Source organism: Deinococcus multiflagellatus (assembly GCF_020166415.1).
In the GTDB taxonomy this organism is placed as follows: domain Bacteria; phylum Deinococcota; class Deinococci; order Deinococcales; family Deinococcaceae; genus Deinococcus; species Deinococcus multiflagellatus.
Window position 1 is genome coordinate 13,774 of record NZ_JAIQXV010000010.1, and the last position, 17,482, is coordinate 31,255.

Genomic DNA, 17,482 nt, shown 5'->3' on the forward strand with positions numbered 1-17,482 from the left:
GGGCGAGTGTATCCCTAACCGTTTGTGTGGGCGGCGGTGTTCGGACCAGCAGGTACGTCATACTGAGCGCGGAGGAGCAGACATTTATGTTGTATCTGCTGGTGAAAGCCTGCATTGACCTGGCCCTGTGGCTGCTGGCAGCCGTTCTTGCCTTCGGCTTTCGTCAACCCTCAGCGATTGATAGTGGTGTGGCCATCTCGGCGCTGCCGTACCTGGCCGTGACCACCGCCGTGATGGCCGTGGTGTCGTGGTATTACCACCTTGCCCGGCAGTCTTGGCAGCGGGCCAGCCTGCTGGATCTGGTGCGTCTTGCCCAGGCCACGGGTCTCACCACCTTGCTGGTCGTGGCCCTGGCCTTCATTCTGCAGCCGCAGTGGCATTTGCCCCGCAGCGTACCTGTGCTGGCGGGCGTTCTGGGGTTGGTGCTGATGGGGGCTGCGCGCATGCTGACGCGGCTCCTGTATGAGCGGCGCCCCCACCGCCGCGCCCAGGCCAAGCGGCGGGTACTGATTGTGGGGGCTGGTGAGGCCGGCACCTTGATTGCCAAAGAGATGCAGCGCCATCCGGAAGCGGGCCTTACGCCTATCGGTTTTCTGGACGACGAAGTCACCAAGCAGCGGCGCAGCATTGTGGGTCTGCCCGTGTTTGGCCCAGTGGGCGACCTGGTGGCGGTGGCCCGCCGTGAACAGGCGGCCGAGATCCTGATTGCCGTACCCTCGGCGCCAGGCGATTTCGTGCGCCGGGTGGTGCAACTGGCCCAGTCGGCCGAGGTGCGCTACCGTATTATCCCAGGCGTCTTTGAGATTCTCGCGGGCAACGTGGGCATCAACGAAATTCGCGAGGTCAATCTTGAAGATCTGCTGCGCCGCGAACCGGTGCACCTGAATACTGCCGAGATTGCCGGCTATCTGCGCGGGCGTGTGGTGCTGGTCACCGGGGCAGGGGGCAGCATCGGGTCGGAGATTGTTCGGCAGCTGTGTCCGTTCGGCCCAGCCAAGGTGCTGCTCTTCGGACGGGGAGAGAACAGCGTGTTCGGTATTCAGCAGGAACTGGAACACGACTGGCCCGAGATTCAGGTGCTGGGGTTGATCGGGGATGTGCGCGATGACAAGCGGCTGCGCGCCATTTTTCGGGAATACCAGCCGGAAGTGGTGTTTCATGCCGCTGCCCATAAGCATGTGCCCCTGATGGAGCAGTCGCCCTCTGAAGCAGTGCTGAACAATATTTTTGGCACCAGGAACGTGGTCCAGTGTTGCCTGGATTTTGGGGTTCAGCGGCTGGTGAACATCTCAACAGACAAGGCGGTCAACCCCACCAGTGTCATGGGTGCCTCCAAGCGGGTGGCCGAGATGGTGGTGTCTGCTGGGGCCGCCCAGGCCAAAGCGCACCAGGCTTTTGTATCGGTGCGGTTTGGAAATGTCTTGGGCAGTCGCGGCAGTGTGGTGCCGATCTTCATGAAGCAGATTCTGGCTGGCGGCCCAGTAACGGTCACCCATCCGGAGATGGTGCGCTATTTCATGACCATTCCGGAAGCCGCGCGGTTGGTGCTGCAAGCCGGTGGACTCGCAGAGAACGGAAAGGTTTATGTGCTGAATATGGGTGAGCCAGTCAAAATTGCCGATCTGGCCAGGGACCTGATTCATCTGTCCGGGGCGTCACACGTGGATATCGTGTACAGCGGGGTGCGGCCCGGCGAGAAGCTGTACGAAGAACTCCTGACCACCAGTGAGGAAACGCAGGCAACCACCCACCAGGAAATTTTCAGTGCGCAGCTCCAGCAGTGCGATCCGCAGACCCTGGAAACGCAGCTGAGCCGCTTGGGCCACTTTGCCGCGCAAGGGGATGCCAGAGCCATCAGGGCCGTCATGATGGACCTTATTCCTGAAAATAAATTCGGAAGCCTGCGCTAGGACTGACGGGTGAATTCTTTTTTCCGTAAAGTGCTGCTCCTGGTCGGGGGAGCGGCGGGTGGTCAGCTGATTGCACTGGCGCTTACGCCTGTGCTCGCGCGCCTCTACAGTCCAGAAGACTTTCAGCGCGTGGGGTTGCTCATTTCCTTTGGTGCGCCAGCTATTGTGGTGGCCACCTTAAAGTATGAAGCGGCCATTATCGGTGCCCGCACCGATGACGAGGCGCGCGATCTGCTCTCTCTCTCGATTGTGCTGTCCCTGTTGAGTGCGCCGCTGCTGTCCCTGATCGCTGCAGGCATCGTTGTAAAGAACGTCTTGGGGTATGGCGCGCTGGGCACACTGGGCAGTGTGGCGGTGGGTATGCTCTCAGCGAGTTCGGGGGTGTTTTTCGCGTTGCGGGCATACCTGATTCGGCAAGAGCAATATGGGCAGGCCGCCCAGATCAGTTTGCTGCAGGGGGTGGCCGCCAGTGCTGTTCGGTTGGCGGGCGGTGTGCTGCACCTGGGCTTCGCGGGGCTGGCCGCCGGTGAGGTGGTCAACCGCACAGCCGGTGTGCTGCGGGGGTGGCGTACGGCGCAGCCCAGGTGGCTGCCGTGGCACGAAGCGCTCCGGGTCGCCCGGGCGCACCGTCAATTTCCGCGCGTCATTCTGCCCTCGGCTCTCATTGACGCTGTGGCAGTCGCGCTGCCGCTGCCCCTGTTGACGGTGCTAACCACGGTGGGAACTGCCGGCAGTTTCTCGTTGCTGCAGCGCACCCTGTTTGCAGTGGTTGCGGTGGTCACGGCCGCCATGGCCGATGTGTTTCAAAGTCGCTACGCCCAACTCTGGCGTGCGGAGCAGGGCCCGCAGGCAGGTCAGTATCTGTACAGGACGCTGGGTGCGCTCGGGCTTCAGGCCGGAGCGCTGGGTGTGCTGCTGTATTTGTGCGCGCCCTTGGCTCTGCGCCTGTTTGGCGAGCAGTGGCCGCAGCTGCCCGCCATGATCCGGTGGCTGATTCCCTGGCTGTGCGCGCTGTATGTCGTGGGCCCGGTGTCACGGGTGGTGTTCGTGCACACCGAGCGCGCCAGTGTGAAACTGATCTACGACGTGTCCGTGGTGGCCTTTTTGGTGTGCTTCTATGCGCTGGTGAGGAGCGGTACTGTGCACCTGGCCGATCCGCTTCTGGTGGTGGCTATTTTTTCTGTGATCAACGCGGTGATGTACGCCGTGTATCTGGGTGTCTTACTCTCTTTGGTTCATTCGCAGCAGAGGAAGGTGTAAGTCATGTGTGGAATTGCTGGGCTTTTGCGTTTAAACGGGGCGCCGCCTGCGCGCCAGGAACTTGAGCGGGTGCTTGAGCACACGAAACACCGGGGCCCCGACGATCAGGGCCTGCTGCTGCTGGGGCAGGCGGGCGAACCCCTGTTTCATGGGCGTCAGCCCCAGGACATCGCCTCGCCTATCCTGACAGAGACGCAGGTGGCTTTTTTGCACCGACGGCTGTCTATTCTCGATCTTTCCGCAGAAGGCTGGCAGCCCATGGCCACGGCAGACCAGCGCCTGTGGATCACCTTCAACGGCGAAATCTACAACTTCCTGGAGTTGCGCTCAGAACTGGAAACGTTGGGGTATCGCTTCCGGTCAGATTCAGACACCGAGGTGCTGCTCGCGGCCTGGCACGCCTGGGGAGAAGCCTGCCTGCACCGCCTGACCGGCATGTTCGCCTTTGCCCTCTATGATCAGCAGCACCAGCGCGTGACCCTGGTGCGGGACCCCTTCGGCATCAAACCCCTGCACTACGCCCAGGTTCAGGGGCGCCTGGTCTTTGCTTCAGAGATTGCCGGGCTGCTGGCCTTTGACGGTGTGTCACGGCAGCTGAACGCTGGCGCGGCCGCCCGTTACTTGCGGTTTGGGGTCAGCAACGACGGCGAGACCACGCTGTTTCAGGATGTTCGCCAGTTGCCCCCCGCCCATCTGATGCGGGTTGACCTGCGCAGTGGGGCCGTCACTGTGCAGCGCTACTGGGCGCCGCGTCCCCAGATTCAGGCCACCGCGCCCGGCGAGGCGGCTACAGAACTGCGCCGACTGTTTCTCAAGAACATTGAGCTGCACATGCGCGCCGATGTGCCGGTTGGGGCTGCCCTGTCGGGCGGCATTGACTCGTCGGCGGTGGTGGCGTCGATTCGGCACCTGTATCCGGATGCCGAGCTGCATACCTTCAGCTATGTGGAGCCGGATTTTAAATTGAACGAGGGGGCCTGGGTCAAGCAGGTGACTGACCGTTACCCTGTGACCTCGCACATCGTGACGCCCCAACCCGGCGACCTTGAGCGTGATCTCGATGAACTGATTCTGGCCCAGGGTGAGCCTTTTTTAAGCACGTCTATTTACGCGCAGTACGCGGTGTTTCGGAGTGCACGGCAGCACGGTATTCCTGTCATTCTCGATGGTCAGGGCGCCGATGAGCAGCTGGCCGGGTACCCCATTTATGCCTCGGCCCGCCTGACCTCACTGCTGCGCCAAGGCCAAGTGCAGCGCGCGGCGCAGATGATTCGGCAAGCGGGTCCTGCTCGGCGGGCCTTGCTGCTGAATGTGGCGCAGTTTCTGGCGCCAGCGGCTGTGCAGGGGACCTTACGGCAGCTGGTGGGCGAACCTCTGCAACCCACTTGGCTTTCGGCCGACTGGCTGCGGCGCCAGGGCGTGGAACTGCGGGCCGAACGCGTCCCCGGGGGCCGGCAGACGCTCAAAGAAGAGCTGCAGCGCTCGACCTTCCGCTACCCCTTGCCCTCCTTGCTGCGCTACGAGGACCGGAATTCGATGCACTTTTCCATCGAGAGCCGCGTGCCGTTCTTGACCCGGGAACTGGCGGAATTCCTGATGACCCTGCCAGAAGAATTGCTGCTGGATGCCCAGGGCCGCACCAAGGCCGTGTTCAGAGACGCCATGAAAGGGCTGGTGCCGGACCCCATTCTGGCCCGGCGAGACAAGCTGGGATTTGTGACGCCAGAGACCCGTTGGCTCATCGCACATCCCGAGTGGGTCGAGCGCCAGTTGGAGATTCTGGAGCAGCTGGAGGGGCCGGTTGACGCTGCGCAGGCCCGGCAGCACTGGCAAGCGCTGCAGACGCGCGCGGCCGAAGACAGTGCGGGGCCTTTGTGGCGCATGCTCAACTTTGCCGCTTGGGTGCAGGCTTACCAGGTGGTTCTCTAACCAGTAGGCAGGGGCGAGAGAAGAGCGCTCGCCCCTGTTCGGCTGCTATGGGTTTTCCTCTTTGAAGAGAGGCTGGAGCTGTCCCAAGGCCGCGTTACGCGCGACGCCCTGGGTATACCCGGTGGAGATCAAAGCGGCGAACTTCAAGCGCACCTCTGCTGGGCTCAGTCGCCTGATCTTCGATCAACTTCCAGGTATTGGCTGTCCTGGCCCGCTGGGCCCGGCAAATGCATGATCCAGAGCGTTTGCGCTGGGGCCAGGGTCAGCGAGAGGTGGCGCTCTTCGTTGGCCTTCAGCTGCACGAGTTGTTGCTGCTGTCCCCAGCGCACCGCCACACGGGCTGAGAAGGTCTGAGCCGAAGGGCGAAGCCGCAAGTGCAGCTGGGTGTGCCCGCCCTGGCAAGCCGTAAAGGCAATGACGCCGCCGCTTTGCACCACCCAGGTGTCGGGCGTCAGCGCCGTGACGGCCAGCGGGGAGTACTGGGCGCTGCCGCCTGGGGTACAGGGCACAGCCAACGGCGTCGGGGCTGGCAGCAGTGGGGGGCGCCAGAGTGGCAGGGCCACAGTCAACGCGGCGGCAGTCAACAGGCCACCGACTCCGTAGAACCAGACCGCCCTATTCAAGGCGCACCTGCCAAGCCACGGCCGGCCCCAGGGCCCCAGCCAGCCCCTGGCCAGCGAAAGGTGTGAAAACCACACGAACCGTGCCCGTGTCCTGGGGGGGGCGCACAGTCACCCAGGTTTTGACTGGACCCGCCGCCAGCACCGCCCCGCCAATGCGGCGGCAGATGCCTTCAGGGCTGCACGATTGCACGTCCATATAGCCCTGCTGATCCAACTCGGCCGCCACATAGATGGCGTAGGGCTGATCCCGTTCGGCCTGGGGCAGGCCATAAACCGCCGTCAGGCGCAGCCCTGGCCAGAGGCGCGTTTGTTCGGCACTGCGCAGCGGCAGGGCATACAGCAGACACAGTGCCAGCCCCAGCGGCAGGCTCAGGGGGACCAGGCGCAGCCCCGGGCGGCCCAGGCCGCGCAGACCAAGCCCGGTCAATACCCAGAACAGCTCAGCGTGAAAACCGCTGGGCAGCAGCAGGGTATTGTCAAAGAGGTTGCTGCTGAGCAGGGCGGCGAGGCACGCCGCCACCAGTGGGTGGGGGGTCCTGAGGCACACCAGAACCGAGAGGCCCAGCACCAGCAGCCAGCCTGTGGTGCCGATGATTCCCGTTTCAGCCAGCAGATGGGCGCTGAGGTTGTGGGCAAAGGTCCAGGGGGCGGGCAGAACCTGCAAGGGCCCTTCGCACCCCTGAAGGCTGGCCGCATGCCGCTCAGCGTCGGCGCAGCCGTAACTGATGAGCCGCCCCAACTGATAACTGCCTGCGCCACCCCAGGGTGAAGCCTGGGCCACCGCTGAAGCGTTGCGCCACAGCCCGGTGCGCTCACTGAGCCGGTCAGGGCCCTCATTGAGCAGCAGCAGCACGCTCAGGGCCGCCGGAATTCCCACAGCCAGCGCCCGCCCCAGGGTTCTGCAGGCCAGGGGCAAACGGTGGAGGGCGAGGACCGTGGCCCCCACGAGCAATGCCAGCCACGCGGTTCTGGAGCCGGCCAGCACCAGCAGCAGCATAGGGAGCGCCAGGAGGGCTTTGTGCCGCGCCCCCAGGGCAGGCCAGTCCCACAGCGCAATCAGCAGGGTTAATGCAGCCATTAATCCCAGGGCCGTTGAGGAGAGATACAGCAGGCCGATCTCCCGGTAAGGCCACAAGGTGGATGCACTGACAGCGCCAGTGAGGTAGGCCGCGGCCAGCACCCACAGAAAGCCGGCGTAAAGATGGTGCCGCCAAGCCACGCGCGCCCGCTGCCAGCCCCAAAGCAGCAGCGCAATCAGCAGCAGCACGCGGCCAAGGCCCAGCGGTAGGGCCCACGGCCACCAGGGCGAGAAAACGGCAGCCAAGCCTTGCAGCGCGGCGAACAACACCAGAGGCACCTGCAGGGCAGCAGGCAGCTGGGCCCAGCCCCGCAGGGCCGGTAGTGTCAGAACACTCACGCCCGGGACGAACAGCAACCACGAGACCCGTCCCTGGGACGGGGCCGTGGATTGAATGCGTGACGGCCCCACAGTCAGGTCAGCGTATCGGAGTAACCGTGGTAATACGCGGTGTCGCGCTGGGACACGCGGTTGAGCACAAAGCCGGCGATATGGGCCTGCACGTGCTTGGCACTCTGTATGAGTCGCTGGATATCGGCCTGGGTGGCTTCCTCAGCGCCCACCACGGCAATGATCCCGTCGGTTTGCTGTGAGAGCAAAAAGGCGTCCGAAAGACTCAGCATGGGGGGGGCGTCAATCAGCACCGCGTCGTAGGCTTGACTGAGTTCCTCAATCCGCTGGGTAAAGGCCGCCGACCCCGTGAGGGTGTGCGTGGCGCGGCTGGCTTTGCCGGCGGGAATCAGGTGAATGCCGGACGCTGTTTGCAAAGGCGCGGCGTCTGGACCGGCGCTGAGCAGGGTTGAGGTGGTGAGCACGGGCGCGCCCGAGGGCTTGGTGACATGAATGAGGTGCTGTGTGGGCTGGTGAAGGTCGGCGTCAATCAGCAAGACGCGCAGGCCCTGCGCCACCAGATTCTCGGCCAGGATGCTGGCCACCGTGCTTTTGCCGTCGCCGGGCCGGGCACTGCTGATCACGTAGCGCCGCTGGGGAAAGCTGTGGGGCAAGGCCAGCATGTTGACGCGCAGAAACCCGGCGGCCTCATACAGCCGGCCGTGCTCGACCAGCTTGGACAGGCCTTGGCGCATCAGGCGGGGGGCAATCTTGGGCACCTGACCCAAAACGGGCAGACCAAAGTCCTGAAGCTCGTCGGCGGTGTGCACGCGTTGCCGCAGGCTGTCGAGCAGCAGAGCCATCAGGCTGCCGATCAGCAGGCCCGCCAAGCCCGCCAGGATGGCGTTGCGCAGAGGCCGCGGCGCGACAGGGGTCAAGGGCTCAACCGCAGACGACAGGGAAATCAGGCTGCCTGTGAGCCCGGTTGCCTGCACGTCAATCTGCGAAAGCTTTAGCAGCAGGGCCCCGCGCGCACTCTGTAAACTGCTGCGTTCTTCAGCGGTCGTTGCCTGTTTCAGCCGTTGTTGGTAGTCGGCCAATTGCGCCGTGAGGACGGTACGCGCCCGCTGCACGCCAGAGCGGGCCTGGGTCAGGTCCCACGCCAGAATGGCGGCGGCGCCGGTATCGGCCAGCACCTTGGCGCTGGCTGGGGTGGTTCCCCGCGCCTGTAACTCATAGATGATCTGTTGCGAACCGTTGACCAGAGGCCGAATGGTCAGCAGGGTAAAGCGGCCCGTTTGCAATTCACGCTGCAACTGCCGCGCGAGTGTGGTCTGAATGTCAGCCGGCAGTTTCGATTGCCCAAGCCGCCGCACCATGTCCTCGACGAGTTGGGGACTTTGCAGTAGCTTGCCCACCAGATCCGGGGAAAGGGTCGCCGTTTGCACCGGCAGTCCGGTCACGGTGCCGGCCAAATCAGGCAAGGCCGTGGCGATGACGGCGGTGGCCTGATACACGGGCGCTTGCCGCTTGGACAGGACGTAGCCCAGGCCGGCCAGCAGAACCGCCAGCGCGAGAATCTGCCAGAGTGAGCGCTGGAGGGTTTTTATGATGCTGGCGAGGTGAATTTCCGAGCCAGCAGCGGAGCGAAAGGTGGTCATACAGTCGGAGAACTCCTTACGGGGCGGGAAAACGCGTCGGGCTTGACACAAGCCCGGCGCCAGTTGTGGGGCGCGCAAGAGGGGCTTTGTGTGCAGCATACTGTCCAGGCGCGGTGCCCAATGTCTCGCCGCCCAGCGCGTGCCCGGCGACCACCTGAGGACGGTACGCCCGTCAGCCAAGCACCCTGCGTCTGACCTACTTGTTGCCCCGGGCAGTGAAGACCGCTTGAAGCGTGCCCAGCAAAATGGCGAGATCGCTGCGCCAACCCAGGTCCTGAAAGTACTGCGTGTCGTAGGCGACCTTCTCTTCATCCGAGAGGTCATCACGGCCCCTGATCTGGGCGAGTCCAGTGATGCCCGGCCGCAGCGCTGAGGCGCCACTGGCCTCCCGCAGCGACAGCACTTTGTCCTGGGTCAGCAGGGCGGGGCGCGGCCCCACCAGACTCATGTCGCCCCGCAGGACGTTCCAGAGTTGCGGCAGCTCATCCAAGCTGGTGCGGCGGATAAATTGCCCCACCCGGGTGACCGGCCGAATGCCCAGCCGCTGCAATTCCTCTGTGGACACAGAAGGCGTGTCGGTGCGCATGGAGCGGAACTTATAGATGGCGAAAGGGCGGTGGTCACGCCCCGCTCGCTGCTGCACAAACAGTGCGGGCCCAGGCGAATCCAGGCGAATGGCCAGGGCCACCAGCAGCCCGAGCGGCAGGACCAGCGGCGCGGCCAGGAGGGTCAACCCCAGGTCCAGGGCCCGCTTGAGGACACGCACAGGCCGCGCCGGGCCCTGAATGGGCGCAGGAGTCACCTGTAGCTGCTCCTGCGCCGAGAAAGGCGCGCGCCACTGCAGTTCCTGTTTCGCTCTGGTGATGTCCACCTGCAGGGGTGCCAGCAGTTGCTGGGCCATCTGCCGACGCCCCAGTGCACCCAGGGCCAAGCGCAACGCCGTAGGCGGCACATTCAGCAGGCGCGCTGGTGCGCCGCGCCCCTGGCGCAGCAGTTTAAGGAAGGTCCGTGTGGAGAGCGGCGGGTCTTCCGCGATGACGTAGGTGCGGTTGCGGGCCGCCGGGTGAAGGGCCACAAGCCGGAGAAACGCGGCCAGATTACGTACTCCGATGCTGGCCCGGGGGGCCGTGGCCCGCCCGAAAGGCAGGGGCAAGGGCAGGCGCGCGGCCTTCTCCAGCAGCCCAAAGTTGGCAGGCGCTCCGGTACCAAAGACCAGCGGGGGCCGCACAACCACGAAGGTACCGCCGTAAGCCAGTGCCAAGTCTTCCACCACCGCCTCGGCAGCGCGCTTGCTCTGGGCATAGGCTGAACTTGGCCGCAGGGCCGAGCGTTCAGACAGCAGTTTACCGGGGGCCGTGGTCACACCGTGTACCCCTATGGAACTGACCAGCACGAACCGCGCCTCAGAGTGTTCGAACGTCAGCTGGGCAAGGTGGCGGGTCAGCTCCACGTTCACGGCCCTCATGCGGCACCATTCGGCGGCTTGGTCCCGCACCCGCGTCTGATGGGCGCGTCCCGCCAAGTGCACCACAGCATTGACGCCCGCGAAGTGCTGTTCGGGTTGGCACTGTACATCGGCCAGGCGCAGATTCCGGACTCCAGCTGGCCACCCGCTCTGCGGCTCACGGGTCACCGCCAGCACCTCATCGCCCTGCGCGGCCAGAAAGGCCACCACCTGCTGGCCGATAAAGCCGTTGGCGCCTGTGACCATGACCTTCATGGCTGCTCCTTGTCCAGCGTCGTCCACAGGCGCTGGGCAGCGGCCTGCAGGCTGTACTCCGGCAGCAGGGCCTGGGCGCGAGTGGCCATCTGCGCCCGCTGCACTGGGTCTTGCAGGGTGCGCAGCGCAGCCTGGAACCCAGCGTCATCGCCGGGCGACACCACCACGCCATTGCCGTGGCGGCGAATCAGCTGGCCAATCTCGCTGTCCGGTGACAAGACCGCCAGAACAGGCAGGCCCGCTGCAAACAGGTTGTAGCTCTTGCTGGGCACGGCCAGACCGCTGACCCCCGGCTGCAAAAGAATCAGCCCCACGTCGGTATGGCTATGAAAATGGTGGGCCAGTGCGGGCTCGGCCATATAGGGCAGGAACTGCACCTGGGTCAGGCCCTGCGCCGCAACTTGCTCGCGCAGGGCGCTGAGGCGCTCGCCTTCCCCAATCAGTTCCAGTTGGACCTGCTGGTCCGGTAGCCCCCGCAGGAGGGTGTCGAACTCCTGTGCCCGGCCCAGATTGCCCGCGTAGGTCAAGGTCAGGGGGCCAGAGGGCTGGGGCCGGGCTGTTCCCAGAAACTGGGGCGACCACCAGTTGGGCACCACGTCAATGCGTTCGGCCGCCGCCCTGTACCGGCGCTGGACCTCAGCCGCCATACATGTGCCCAGCACCACGATGCGGTCTGCTCCATGCAACAGCCGCCGCTGCAACAGGCCGAACAGCCGCGTGGCCGGATGGCGGGCCGAAAGTTGACCGCTCGCGACCGCGATATCGGGGTAGATGTCATGCATCAGGTAGACAAAGCGCCCACGGCCAAGTCTGGACAGTGCGAGCGCGGCCAGCGGCAGCACCGGCGGATTGGTGACCACCAGGGTGAAGTCGGCTTTTGGGCCCGCCAGGCTGCTCAGGAAGGCACTGAGGGTAAAGTGAAGATCATCGGCCAAGCGACCCAGCAGGCCCTTGTGGCGCCAAGCGGTGCGCTGAAGCCGGGTCACTTGAAGGCGGTCAAGCTGGGGCTCTGGCTGCTGAGGATTGGCTGTGACCCGGTATGGGCGGGCGCCGGTAACGACCTCCACGCGCAGATGGGGCTGCTGTCTCAGCAGTTCCTGGACGAGCTCGGCCAGCAGTTTGCCCGTTGAGGTGTCGTGCAGGCCATAGTATTCAGACAGGACTCGCAGCCGCATCAGGTTTCGCGCCACACCACGCGCCGGACATACCCGGTGTAGCTGAGGATCAGGCGCACCACCTTATCGGACACGTTGGGCATGCTGTAATCCGACACCAAACGCAGGGTTCGGTCCGCACCGCGCCCCTGGTGCTCTAAGAGACGCAGGCCCTGCGCCACCGTGGGCCAGCCCAGTCCCACCATCATCACAGCGCCCTCTTCCATGCCTTCAGGGCGCTCATGGGCCTCACGGATATTCAGGGCGGGGAAGTTGAGGATGCTGGACTCTTCGGTGATGGTACCCGAATCGGAAATGACGGCGCGGGCGCACTGCTGCAGCCGGACGTAGTCATGGAAGCCGAGGGGATTGAGCAGCCGGACCTGATCGGCAAAAGTGAGACCCAGTGCCTCAATCCGCTTGCGGGTTCTGGGGTGCGTGGAGACAATCACAGGCAGGCCGTAAGTCGCGGCCATGTTGTTCAGGGTGTCGGCCAACAGATGAATGTTCCGGTCAGAATCAATGTTTTCCTCCCGGTGGGCGCTCACCACAAAATACCCATTGTCCTGCAACTCCAGTCGTGAAAGCACCGTGGACGCCTGAATCTGCGGCAGGTAATGGTGAAGGACCTCGAACATGGGACTGCCCGTCTTGATGATGCGGTCAGGCGACAGACCCTCGCGCAGCAGATATTCACGCGCGATATCGGAATACGTGAGGTTGATGTCACTGATGTGATCAACAATCTTGCGGTTGGTCTCCTCCGGAACCCGCTGATCAAAGCAGCGGTTCCCGGCCTCCATATGAAAGATGGGGATACGCCGCCGCTTGGCGGGCAGGGCCGCCAGGCACGAATTGGTGTCGCCCAGAATTAGCAGGGCGTCGGGTTGTTCCTGGGCCAGCACCTCGTCAACCTTGGCAATGATCTGGCCAATGGTCTGCATGGCGCTCTTTCCAGCGGCGTTCAGGAAGTGGTCGGGTTTACGCAGGCCCAGGTCATCGAAGAACACCTGGTTCAGTTCGTAGTCATAGTTCTGCCCGGTATGCACCAACACCGAGTCGAACGACTGATCCACCGCCGCGAAGACCCGTGAGAGTCGAATGATTTCTGGGCGCGTGCCCACCACGGTCATCACTTTCATGCCAGTACCTCTTGCATGCCCGGCCGTCCTCCCACGACGTCTGCCGGGAACTGATCCACATTGGCCGGATCAAAAATCTGGTCGGACCAGAACACAGTTCGCAGCGGCTGCGCTCCCACATTGGTGATGCTGTGCACCCACAGGGTGGGAATGTCCACGTAGGCCGGGGTCTGCCCACTCACCCGGAACTCGGTGACCTCGCTGCCCAGCAGCGGCCGCAGGGCAATGACTGCTTCGCCTTCCACCACAAAAAAGCGCTCCATGCGGTGAAGGTGGTAGTGGTTGCCGCGCGTGATGCCGGGGTGGGTGGTGGAATAGAAGCTCTGGCCACCGCTGCCCACCTTAAAGGTTTCAAAGAGGGCGCCCCGGTTGTCCTGGAACACTTGCACCTGCCGGGGATAGAAGTGGGGAAACAGGTAGGAGCGGTACGTGTTGAACAGGTCCCGTGCAAAGGGGTGGGCCAAGGACGGCAGCAGGCCCTGCCGGTACATGCTGTCCAGTTCCTGCAGTTGCCGCAGCAACTCAGAAACCTGCAAGGTGGTGCCGTGCACCCGCTCAAATCGAACCCCTTGGGACGCTTGCACAGCCGCCAGCAACTGCTGCGCTGCCGCCTGCGCGTGCACCTGCTCTATCTCGGCGTCTGCTGTCACCTGGGGCACCTGACCGTGGGCCAGCTGAAAGCAAAAGGTGGACACCACAGAGTTATAAAAGGGTTTGCCGCCCTCCCCAAAGACGCCCGGTAGCACGAGTTCGCTCACTGGCGCGCCAACGCGCTCGCCCCAGGCCCGCAGGTGCTCACCCACGGCCCGCTTGGAGCGGCCGTACGCCGTGTCGCGGGCGATGTGGGTGCTGGACGAGTAGGCCAGCGGAATGCGCTGTCCAGCTGCGTCCAGGGCCGAAGTCAATTGCTGCCCGAGCGCGATATTGACGCCCTCAATATCCTCGTCGTCGCCGCGGTTCATGCCGGCCAGATGCACAATGGCGTCCACATTCGCGGCGAACGCCGCCAGCCGCTCTGGGTTGGCAAAAGTCTCGCGGGTGGCGAGGACGGCCTGAATGGTTGGATCACCATAGACCCGCGCCCGCAAATGGCGCCCGAGCAGGCCATCTGCGCCCGTGATGCCCAGACGCATCATGCGCCGCGCGCCTGGAAGGCCGCCAGTTCGGCCCTCAGCTCAGGCAGGGTGAGCAGGAGCGCTTCGACTTCACTGACCGAGAGGCGCTGGGTCGAGTCTGAAGTGTAGTCCACCAACTGGGCGGCGGCCTGTTCGCCCTCTGTGACGTATTTGGCGTAGTTCAGGTCGCGGTCGTCCATGCCGATGCGGAAGTAGTCGCCCATATCTTCGGCTTTTTGCAGTTCTTCACGCGAGGCCAAAGCTTCGTACATCTTCTCGCCGTGACGGATGCCGATGGACGTGACCGGAGTGGAGACCCCGAAGAGGTTCTGAACCGCCTGTGCCAGATCGCCCACGGTGCAGGCCGGCGCCTTGCGCACGAAGATATCGCCCTGCCGGGCATGTTCGAAGGCGAACAGCACCAGCTCAATGGCCGTTTGTAGGCTCATCAGGAAGCGGGTCATCTGCGGGTCTGTGATCGTCAGGGGCTTGCCCTGCTTGATCTGTTCCACAAAGAGCGGAATCACCGACCCACGCGAATACATCACGTTGCCGTAGCGCACCGAGGAGATGATGGTGTCGCCCGACATGTTCTGTCTGGAGGCGGCCTGGGCAATTTTTTCCATCAGCGCCTTGGTCATGCCCATGGCGTTGACTGGGTAGACTGCTTTGTCCGTCCCCAGGCAAACCACGCTCCGGACGCCGTGGCTGATGGCCGACTCAATGACGTTGTGAGAACCAATGACGTTGGTCATCACCGCCTGCATGGGAAAGAACTCGCAGGACGGAACCTGTTTCAGGGCGCCAGCGTGAAATACCAGATCAACGCCCTTCATGGCGCCGTCAATGGATTCTCGGTCACGAATATCGCCCAGATAAAACTTCACTGTGGGCTCGTTGAGCTGAATGCGCATCTGCTCCTGCTTCAGCTCATCACGGGAAAAAATCCGGATTTCACGGCAGCCAGCCGTCAGAACATTGTCGAGCAGTTTATGGCCGAACGAGCCTGTGCCGCCCGTAATCAGAATGGTCTTGTCTTGCAGATTTGTCATGACATCCTCTGTGCTGACGAGTTGAGCACCTGTTGAAAGTGGCCGATCAGAGCGTGCTGCTCCGCTTCCCAGCTGAAGTGGTCCTGCACCGCTTGCATCCCCGCCTGCGCCATGCGGTCGCGCTCTTCCCGCCCGGCCTCCGACAGCAGATGCAGGGCGGCGTCGACATACGCCTGGGCATCATCAGGCTTGACCAGGATGCCTGCGCCGGCTTGACCCACGATGCGCGCATTACTCTGCACGTGACTGGCCACAATGGGCAGGCCAAACGCCATGTAGTCAAACAGTTTGGCGTGGTAACCCAAATGCATATTGGGCAGATCCTGTTCGGTGGACAGCGCAATCGACGCCCGCCCCAACAGCTGATCTATTTCGCCGGGCTTGACGCGGGGCAGAACCGTGATGGGCAACTGATCTCGCTGAACCGTGTTCTCGAAGTTGGCCTTGGTTTCCGGATCAGGGAAGCGATCCGGGACATACAGGGGCACATGGGCAGGCAGTCGCCGGGCAATCTCCAGGAGCACTTCAGAGCCGTAAGCGGGGTTGACGGTCCCGGAGTAAATAAGGCCGGGGGGGCCCTGAAGCCGCCGAGGCGAGAATCTGGAAAAGTTCCTGACCAGCGTGGTGTGCGCGCCCAGTTGCTCAAAACGCTCCAGCAGATTGGGGACCACCACTGTGGCTTCGCCCAGCGCACGCACACAGCGGTCTTCCAGGGCGTGCACCAGTTTGGAAAGTGGTCCACGCAGGAAGCCTGGAATCCAGTCTTTGTTATGAACAATTTCTATTGGATAATTCTCGTGGCAGTCGTAGACCACTGGTACGCGCTTGAGCTTGCGGAGCAGCACCGCCCACGGCAGAAAGTCCAGATCATGGAAATAGTAGCTTCGCGCGGGCGCCCGCAAGGCCGCGCGGAAAGTGCGCCAGCCATGAAAGATGCGGTCCAGTCGCTTAGTCGCAGGCGGCAGTGTATAGACCGGGATACCGTCGCGGGCAAAGCGTTCGAGATCGATGTCCCAAGGGGCAATCACCCCCACGCTGAAGCCAGCGTCTTTAAGCGCGCGGGTGCCACGCTCGTAAATGCGACCGTCGTAGGGCGGGTGAATCGTGGTAATGACCAGAATGTCATGCCGTTTCATAGGGAGACTCCTCAATGGTGCGCTGAGGCTCAAGTGGCAAGAGAAAGAGCAGGATTAAGCTCAGCAGCAGGCCGCCAGTCAAGATGGTAGTGAAAAAGGAGACATTCACCGCGAATATAAAAGGCATCAGGGATGCGGCAGTCACAAGATATGTTTTCTTCGCCCTTGAGAGCAGATCAATTAACACCAATGAGGCCGCAAAGAGGAGGCCGACAACTATCATGCCGTAATAACCAAAATTCATGTATGCGTCACCAACAAGGCCAGTGTTGGCAAACTCATCTGGATTGCGAAAATAAATTCGACCAATGATGTTAGCAGGATCATAAGGATAGGGGTTTGAGAAAAATCCTGAGAAAATAGAATGCGAGAGGCGCATCATTTCGTGTTGGGAAAAGAAGTCAAAAGTATAAAACGAGATAATTGCTGGAATCACCAGGGAGCGGCCCATAGTTAGTGCTAAGGGAACGGGGTCGTGGGCATATTCCCACAGCGATGCCGTGAAGAGTAAAAATCCTGAAAAAAACAAAGGTATCAGTGATAGTGAGAATCCACGTCGCACAAACCAGCTCACCATCAAAACGAGTGGCAAAATAATAAGAAAGATTCTATTGCCTGTACCTAGGAACAGTAGCATCATCATGGCGCCTGCAAGTCCCAGGTGAAGCATGGATCGCTTCTGTAAACCTCGCATGAAGAGCAGAGGAAGGACTACAAAGGCCAACCAATTGTTGAGATACAGCGCCACTGTGCTGGACGACGCAGCGTAACGTTCGCGCGTTTCATAAACGTTGGTGAGGCTGGTGTCTAGCCTGATACCCTGGTTGGCAATCTGTGCGGCCAGGGTAGCGATGCCGGCCAATGACAGGAGGATGGTTAATAGTGAGTACCACAGCCGTCCGCCCCGCAGCGTCAGGCCGCGAGTCTCAGGGCTGCTGCTGACGCCACGACCTTGAAAGTAATTTACAACTGTAAAAACGCCAGTCCAGAAGAGGGAGTGGGCAACGAACCACTCTGAACTGAAGTCTCCAAGAAAGAACACAGTGTTGATGGGTAAGACAACAAAGACGAAGAAAAGCCACAGAATCCAACTCGATATTTTTTTGCGGTCTTTGGGAATGCACACGAACTCCAGCAGCGTGCCCAGGGCCGAGAGAATGAGCGCTGATTCGCTAAACTGACCTCTGACCCCGTGAATACCCAGGATGTAGTTGTACTGTGTGACTGCCCAGCTTAAGGTGCCCATAAACGCCACTGTGGAGAGCAGCAGCACCAGCCACTGGACCAGCCCTGCTGCCTGCACGCGCGGGGCTGAGACGGTGCGCGGCGCCGCGCTCATGACCGCACCGTGCAAACAATCAACGTCGCGGTA

13 protein-coding genes are annotated in these 17,482 nt (G+C 62.5%); 3 read left to right on the forward strand and 10 right to left on the reverse strand.

Features of this window, described 5'->3' with window-relative positions:
* The first annotated feature begins 86 nt into the window (after positions 1–86).
* Genes K7W41_RS12620 through asnB form a run of 3 tightly spaced genes read left to right on the forward strand, consistent with a single transcriptional unit; the run spans position 87 to position 5,099 of the window.
* A complete protein-coding gene (locus tag K7W41_RS12620) occupies positions 87–1,910 on the forward strand; it encodes a polysaccharide biosynthesis protein (protein ID WP_224608975.1) in 1,824 nt (607 codons plus the stop codon).
* 9 nt (positions 1,911–1,919) lie between these two features.
* The gene (locus K7W41_RS12625) at positions 1,920–3,170 is read left to right on the forward strand and encodes a lipopolysaccharide biosynthesis protein (RefSeq protein ID WP_224608978.1); all 1,251 of its coding nucleotides are present in this window, start codon (positions 1,920–1,922) and stop codon (positions 3,168–3,170) included.
* Between the two features lie 3 nt (positions 3,171–3,173).
* On the forward strand, positions 3,174–5,099 hold the full coding sequence (gene asnB / locus K7W41_RS12630; RefSeq protein WP_224608981.1) for an asparagine synthase (glutamine-hydrolyzing): 1,926 nt from the start codon (positions 3,174–3,176) through the stop codon (positions 5,097–5,099).
* 164 nt (positions 5,100–5,263) lie between these two features.
* Here asnB and K7W41_RS12635 read toward each other — a convergent pair whose 3' ends face one another.
* The 10 genes from K7W41_RS12635 to K7W41_RS12680 all read right to left on the reverse strand — a co-directional run bounded on the left by K7W41_RS12635 (position 5,264) and on the right by K7W41_RS12680 (position 17,449).
* A complete protein-coding gene (locus tag K7W41_RS12635) occupies positions 5,264–5,683 on the reverse strand; it encodes a hypothetical protein (RefSeq protein ID WP_224608985.1) in 420 nt (139 codons plus the stop codon).
* Positions 5,684–5,714: 31 nt separating this feature from the next.
* Positions 5,715–7,139 carry an O-antigen ligase family protein gene (locus tag K7W41_RS12640; protein WP_224608988.1) on the reverse strand — a complete coding sequence of 475 codons (1,425 nt, stop codon included), beginning with the start codon at positions 7,137–7,139 and terminating at the stop codon, positions 5,715–5,717.
* Between the two features lie 74 nt (positions 7,140–7,213).
* Positions 7,214–8,791 (reverse strand): polysaccharide biosynthesis tyrosine autokinase, encoded by a 1,578-nt coding sequence (locus tag K7W41_RS12645; RefSeq protein WP_224608991.1) that lies wholly within the window; start codon positions 8,789–8,791, stop codon positions 7,214–7,216.
* Between the two features lie 196 nt (positions 8,792–8,987).
* A complete protein-coding gene (locus tag K7W41_RS12650) occupies positions 8,988–10,511 on the reverse strand; it encodes a hybrid nucleoside-diphosphate sugar epimerase/sugar transferase (protein WP_224608993.1) in 1,524 nt (507 codons plus the stop codon).
* Complete coding sequence (locus K7W41_RS12655; protein WP_224608996.1) at positions 10,508–11,686, reverse strand: glycosyltransferase family 4 protein; 1,179 nt, start codon at positions 11,684–11,686, stop codon at positions 10,508–10,510. Before K7W41_RS12655 ends, K7W41_RS12650 begins: the two co-directional genes overlap by 4 nt.
* Entirely contained in the window at positions 11,686–12,807 is a 1,122-nt protein-coding gene (gene wecB, locus K7W41_RS12660) for a non-hydrolyzing UDP-N-acetylglucosamine 2-epimerase (RefSeq protein WP_224608999.1), read from the reverse strand. The genes K7W41_RS12655 and wecB overlap by 1 nt, the downstream gene beginning before the upstream one ends.
* A complete protein-coding gene (locus tag K7W41_RS12665; protein WP_224609001.1) occupies positions 12,804–13,943 on the reverse strand; it encodes a polysaccharide biosynthesis C-terminal domain-containing protein in 1,140 nt (379 codons plus the stop codon). Before K7W41_RS12665 ends, wecB begins: the two co-directional genes overlap by 4 nt.
* Positions 13,940–14,974 carry a polysaccharide biosynthesis protein gene (locus K7W41_RS12670; RefSeq protein WP_224609004.1) on the reverse strand — a complete coding sequence of 345 codons (1,035 nt, stop codon included), beginning with the start codon at positions 14,972–14,974 and terminating at the stop codon, positions 13,940–13,942. Before K7W41_RS12670 ends, K7W41_RS12665 begins: the two co-directional genes overlap by 4 nt.
* Positions 14,971–16,110 (reverse strand): glycosyltransferase, encoded by a 1,140-nt coding sequence (locus K7W41_RS12675; protein WP_224609007.1) that lies wholly within the window; start codon positions 16,108–16,110, stop codon positions 14,971–14,973. Before K7W41_RS12675 ends, K7W41_RS12670 begins: the two co-directional genes overlap by 4 nt.
* Complete coding sequence (locus K7W41_RS12680; protein ID WP_224609009.1) at positions 16,097–17,449, reverse strand: hypothetical protein; 1,353 nt, start codon at positions 17,447–17,449, stop codon at positions 16,097–16,099. Before K7W41_RS12680 ends, K7W41_RS12675 begins: the two co-directional genes overlap by 14 nt.
* Positions 17,450–17,482: the final 33 nt, after the last annotated feature.

Bases quoted from the DNA above. Each gene is read 5' to 3' on its own strand.
- K7W41_RS12670 (WP_224609004.1), bottom strand. From the start codon at position 14,974: ATGACAAATCTGCAAGACAAGACCATTCTGATTACGGGCGGCACAGGC.
- K7W41_RS12655 (WP_224608996.1), bottom strand. From the start codon at position 11,686: ATGCGGCTGCGAGTCCTGTCTGAATACTATGGCCTGCACGACACCTCA.
- K7W41_RS12680 (WP_224609009.1), bottom strand. From the start codon at position 17,449: ATGAGCGCGGCGCCGCGCACCGTCTCAGCCCCGCGCGTGCAGGCAGCA.
- K7W41_RS12645 (WP_224608991.1), bottom strand. From the start codon at position 8,791: ATGACCACCTTTCGCTCCGCTGCTGGCTCGGAAATTCACCTCGCCAGC.
- K7W41_RS12675 (WP_224609007.1), bottom strand. From the start codon at position 16,110: ATGAAACGGCATGACATTCTGGTCATTACCACGATTCACCCGCCCTAC.
- K7W41_RS12620 (WP_224608975.1), top strand. From the start codon at position 87: ATGTTGTATCTGCTGGTGAAAGCCTGCATTGACCTGGCCCTGTGGCTG.
- asnB (WP_224608981.1), top strand. From the start codon at position 3,174: ATGTGTGGAATTGCTGGGCTTTTGCGTTTAAACGGGGCGCCGCCTGCG.
- K7W41_RS12665 (WP_224609001.1), bottom strand. From the start codon at position 13,943: ATGATGCGTCTGGGCATCACGGGCGCAGATGGCCTGCTCGGGCGCCAT.
- K7W41_RS12650 (WP_224608993.1), bottom strand. From the start codon at position 10,511: ATGAAGGTCATGGTCACAGGCGCCAACGGCTTTATCGGCCAGCAGGTG.
- wecB (WP_224608999.1), bottom strand. From the start codon at position 12,807: ATGAAAGTGATGACCGTGGTGGGCACGCGCCCAGAAATCATTCGACTC.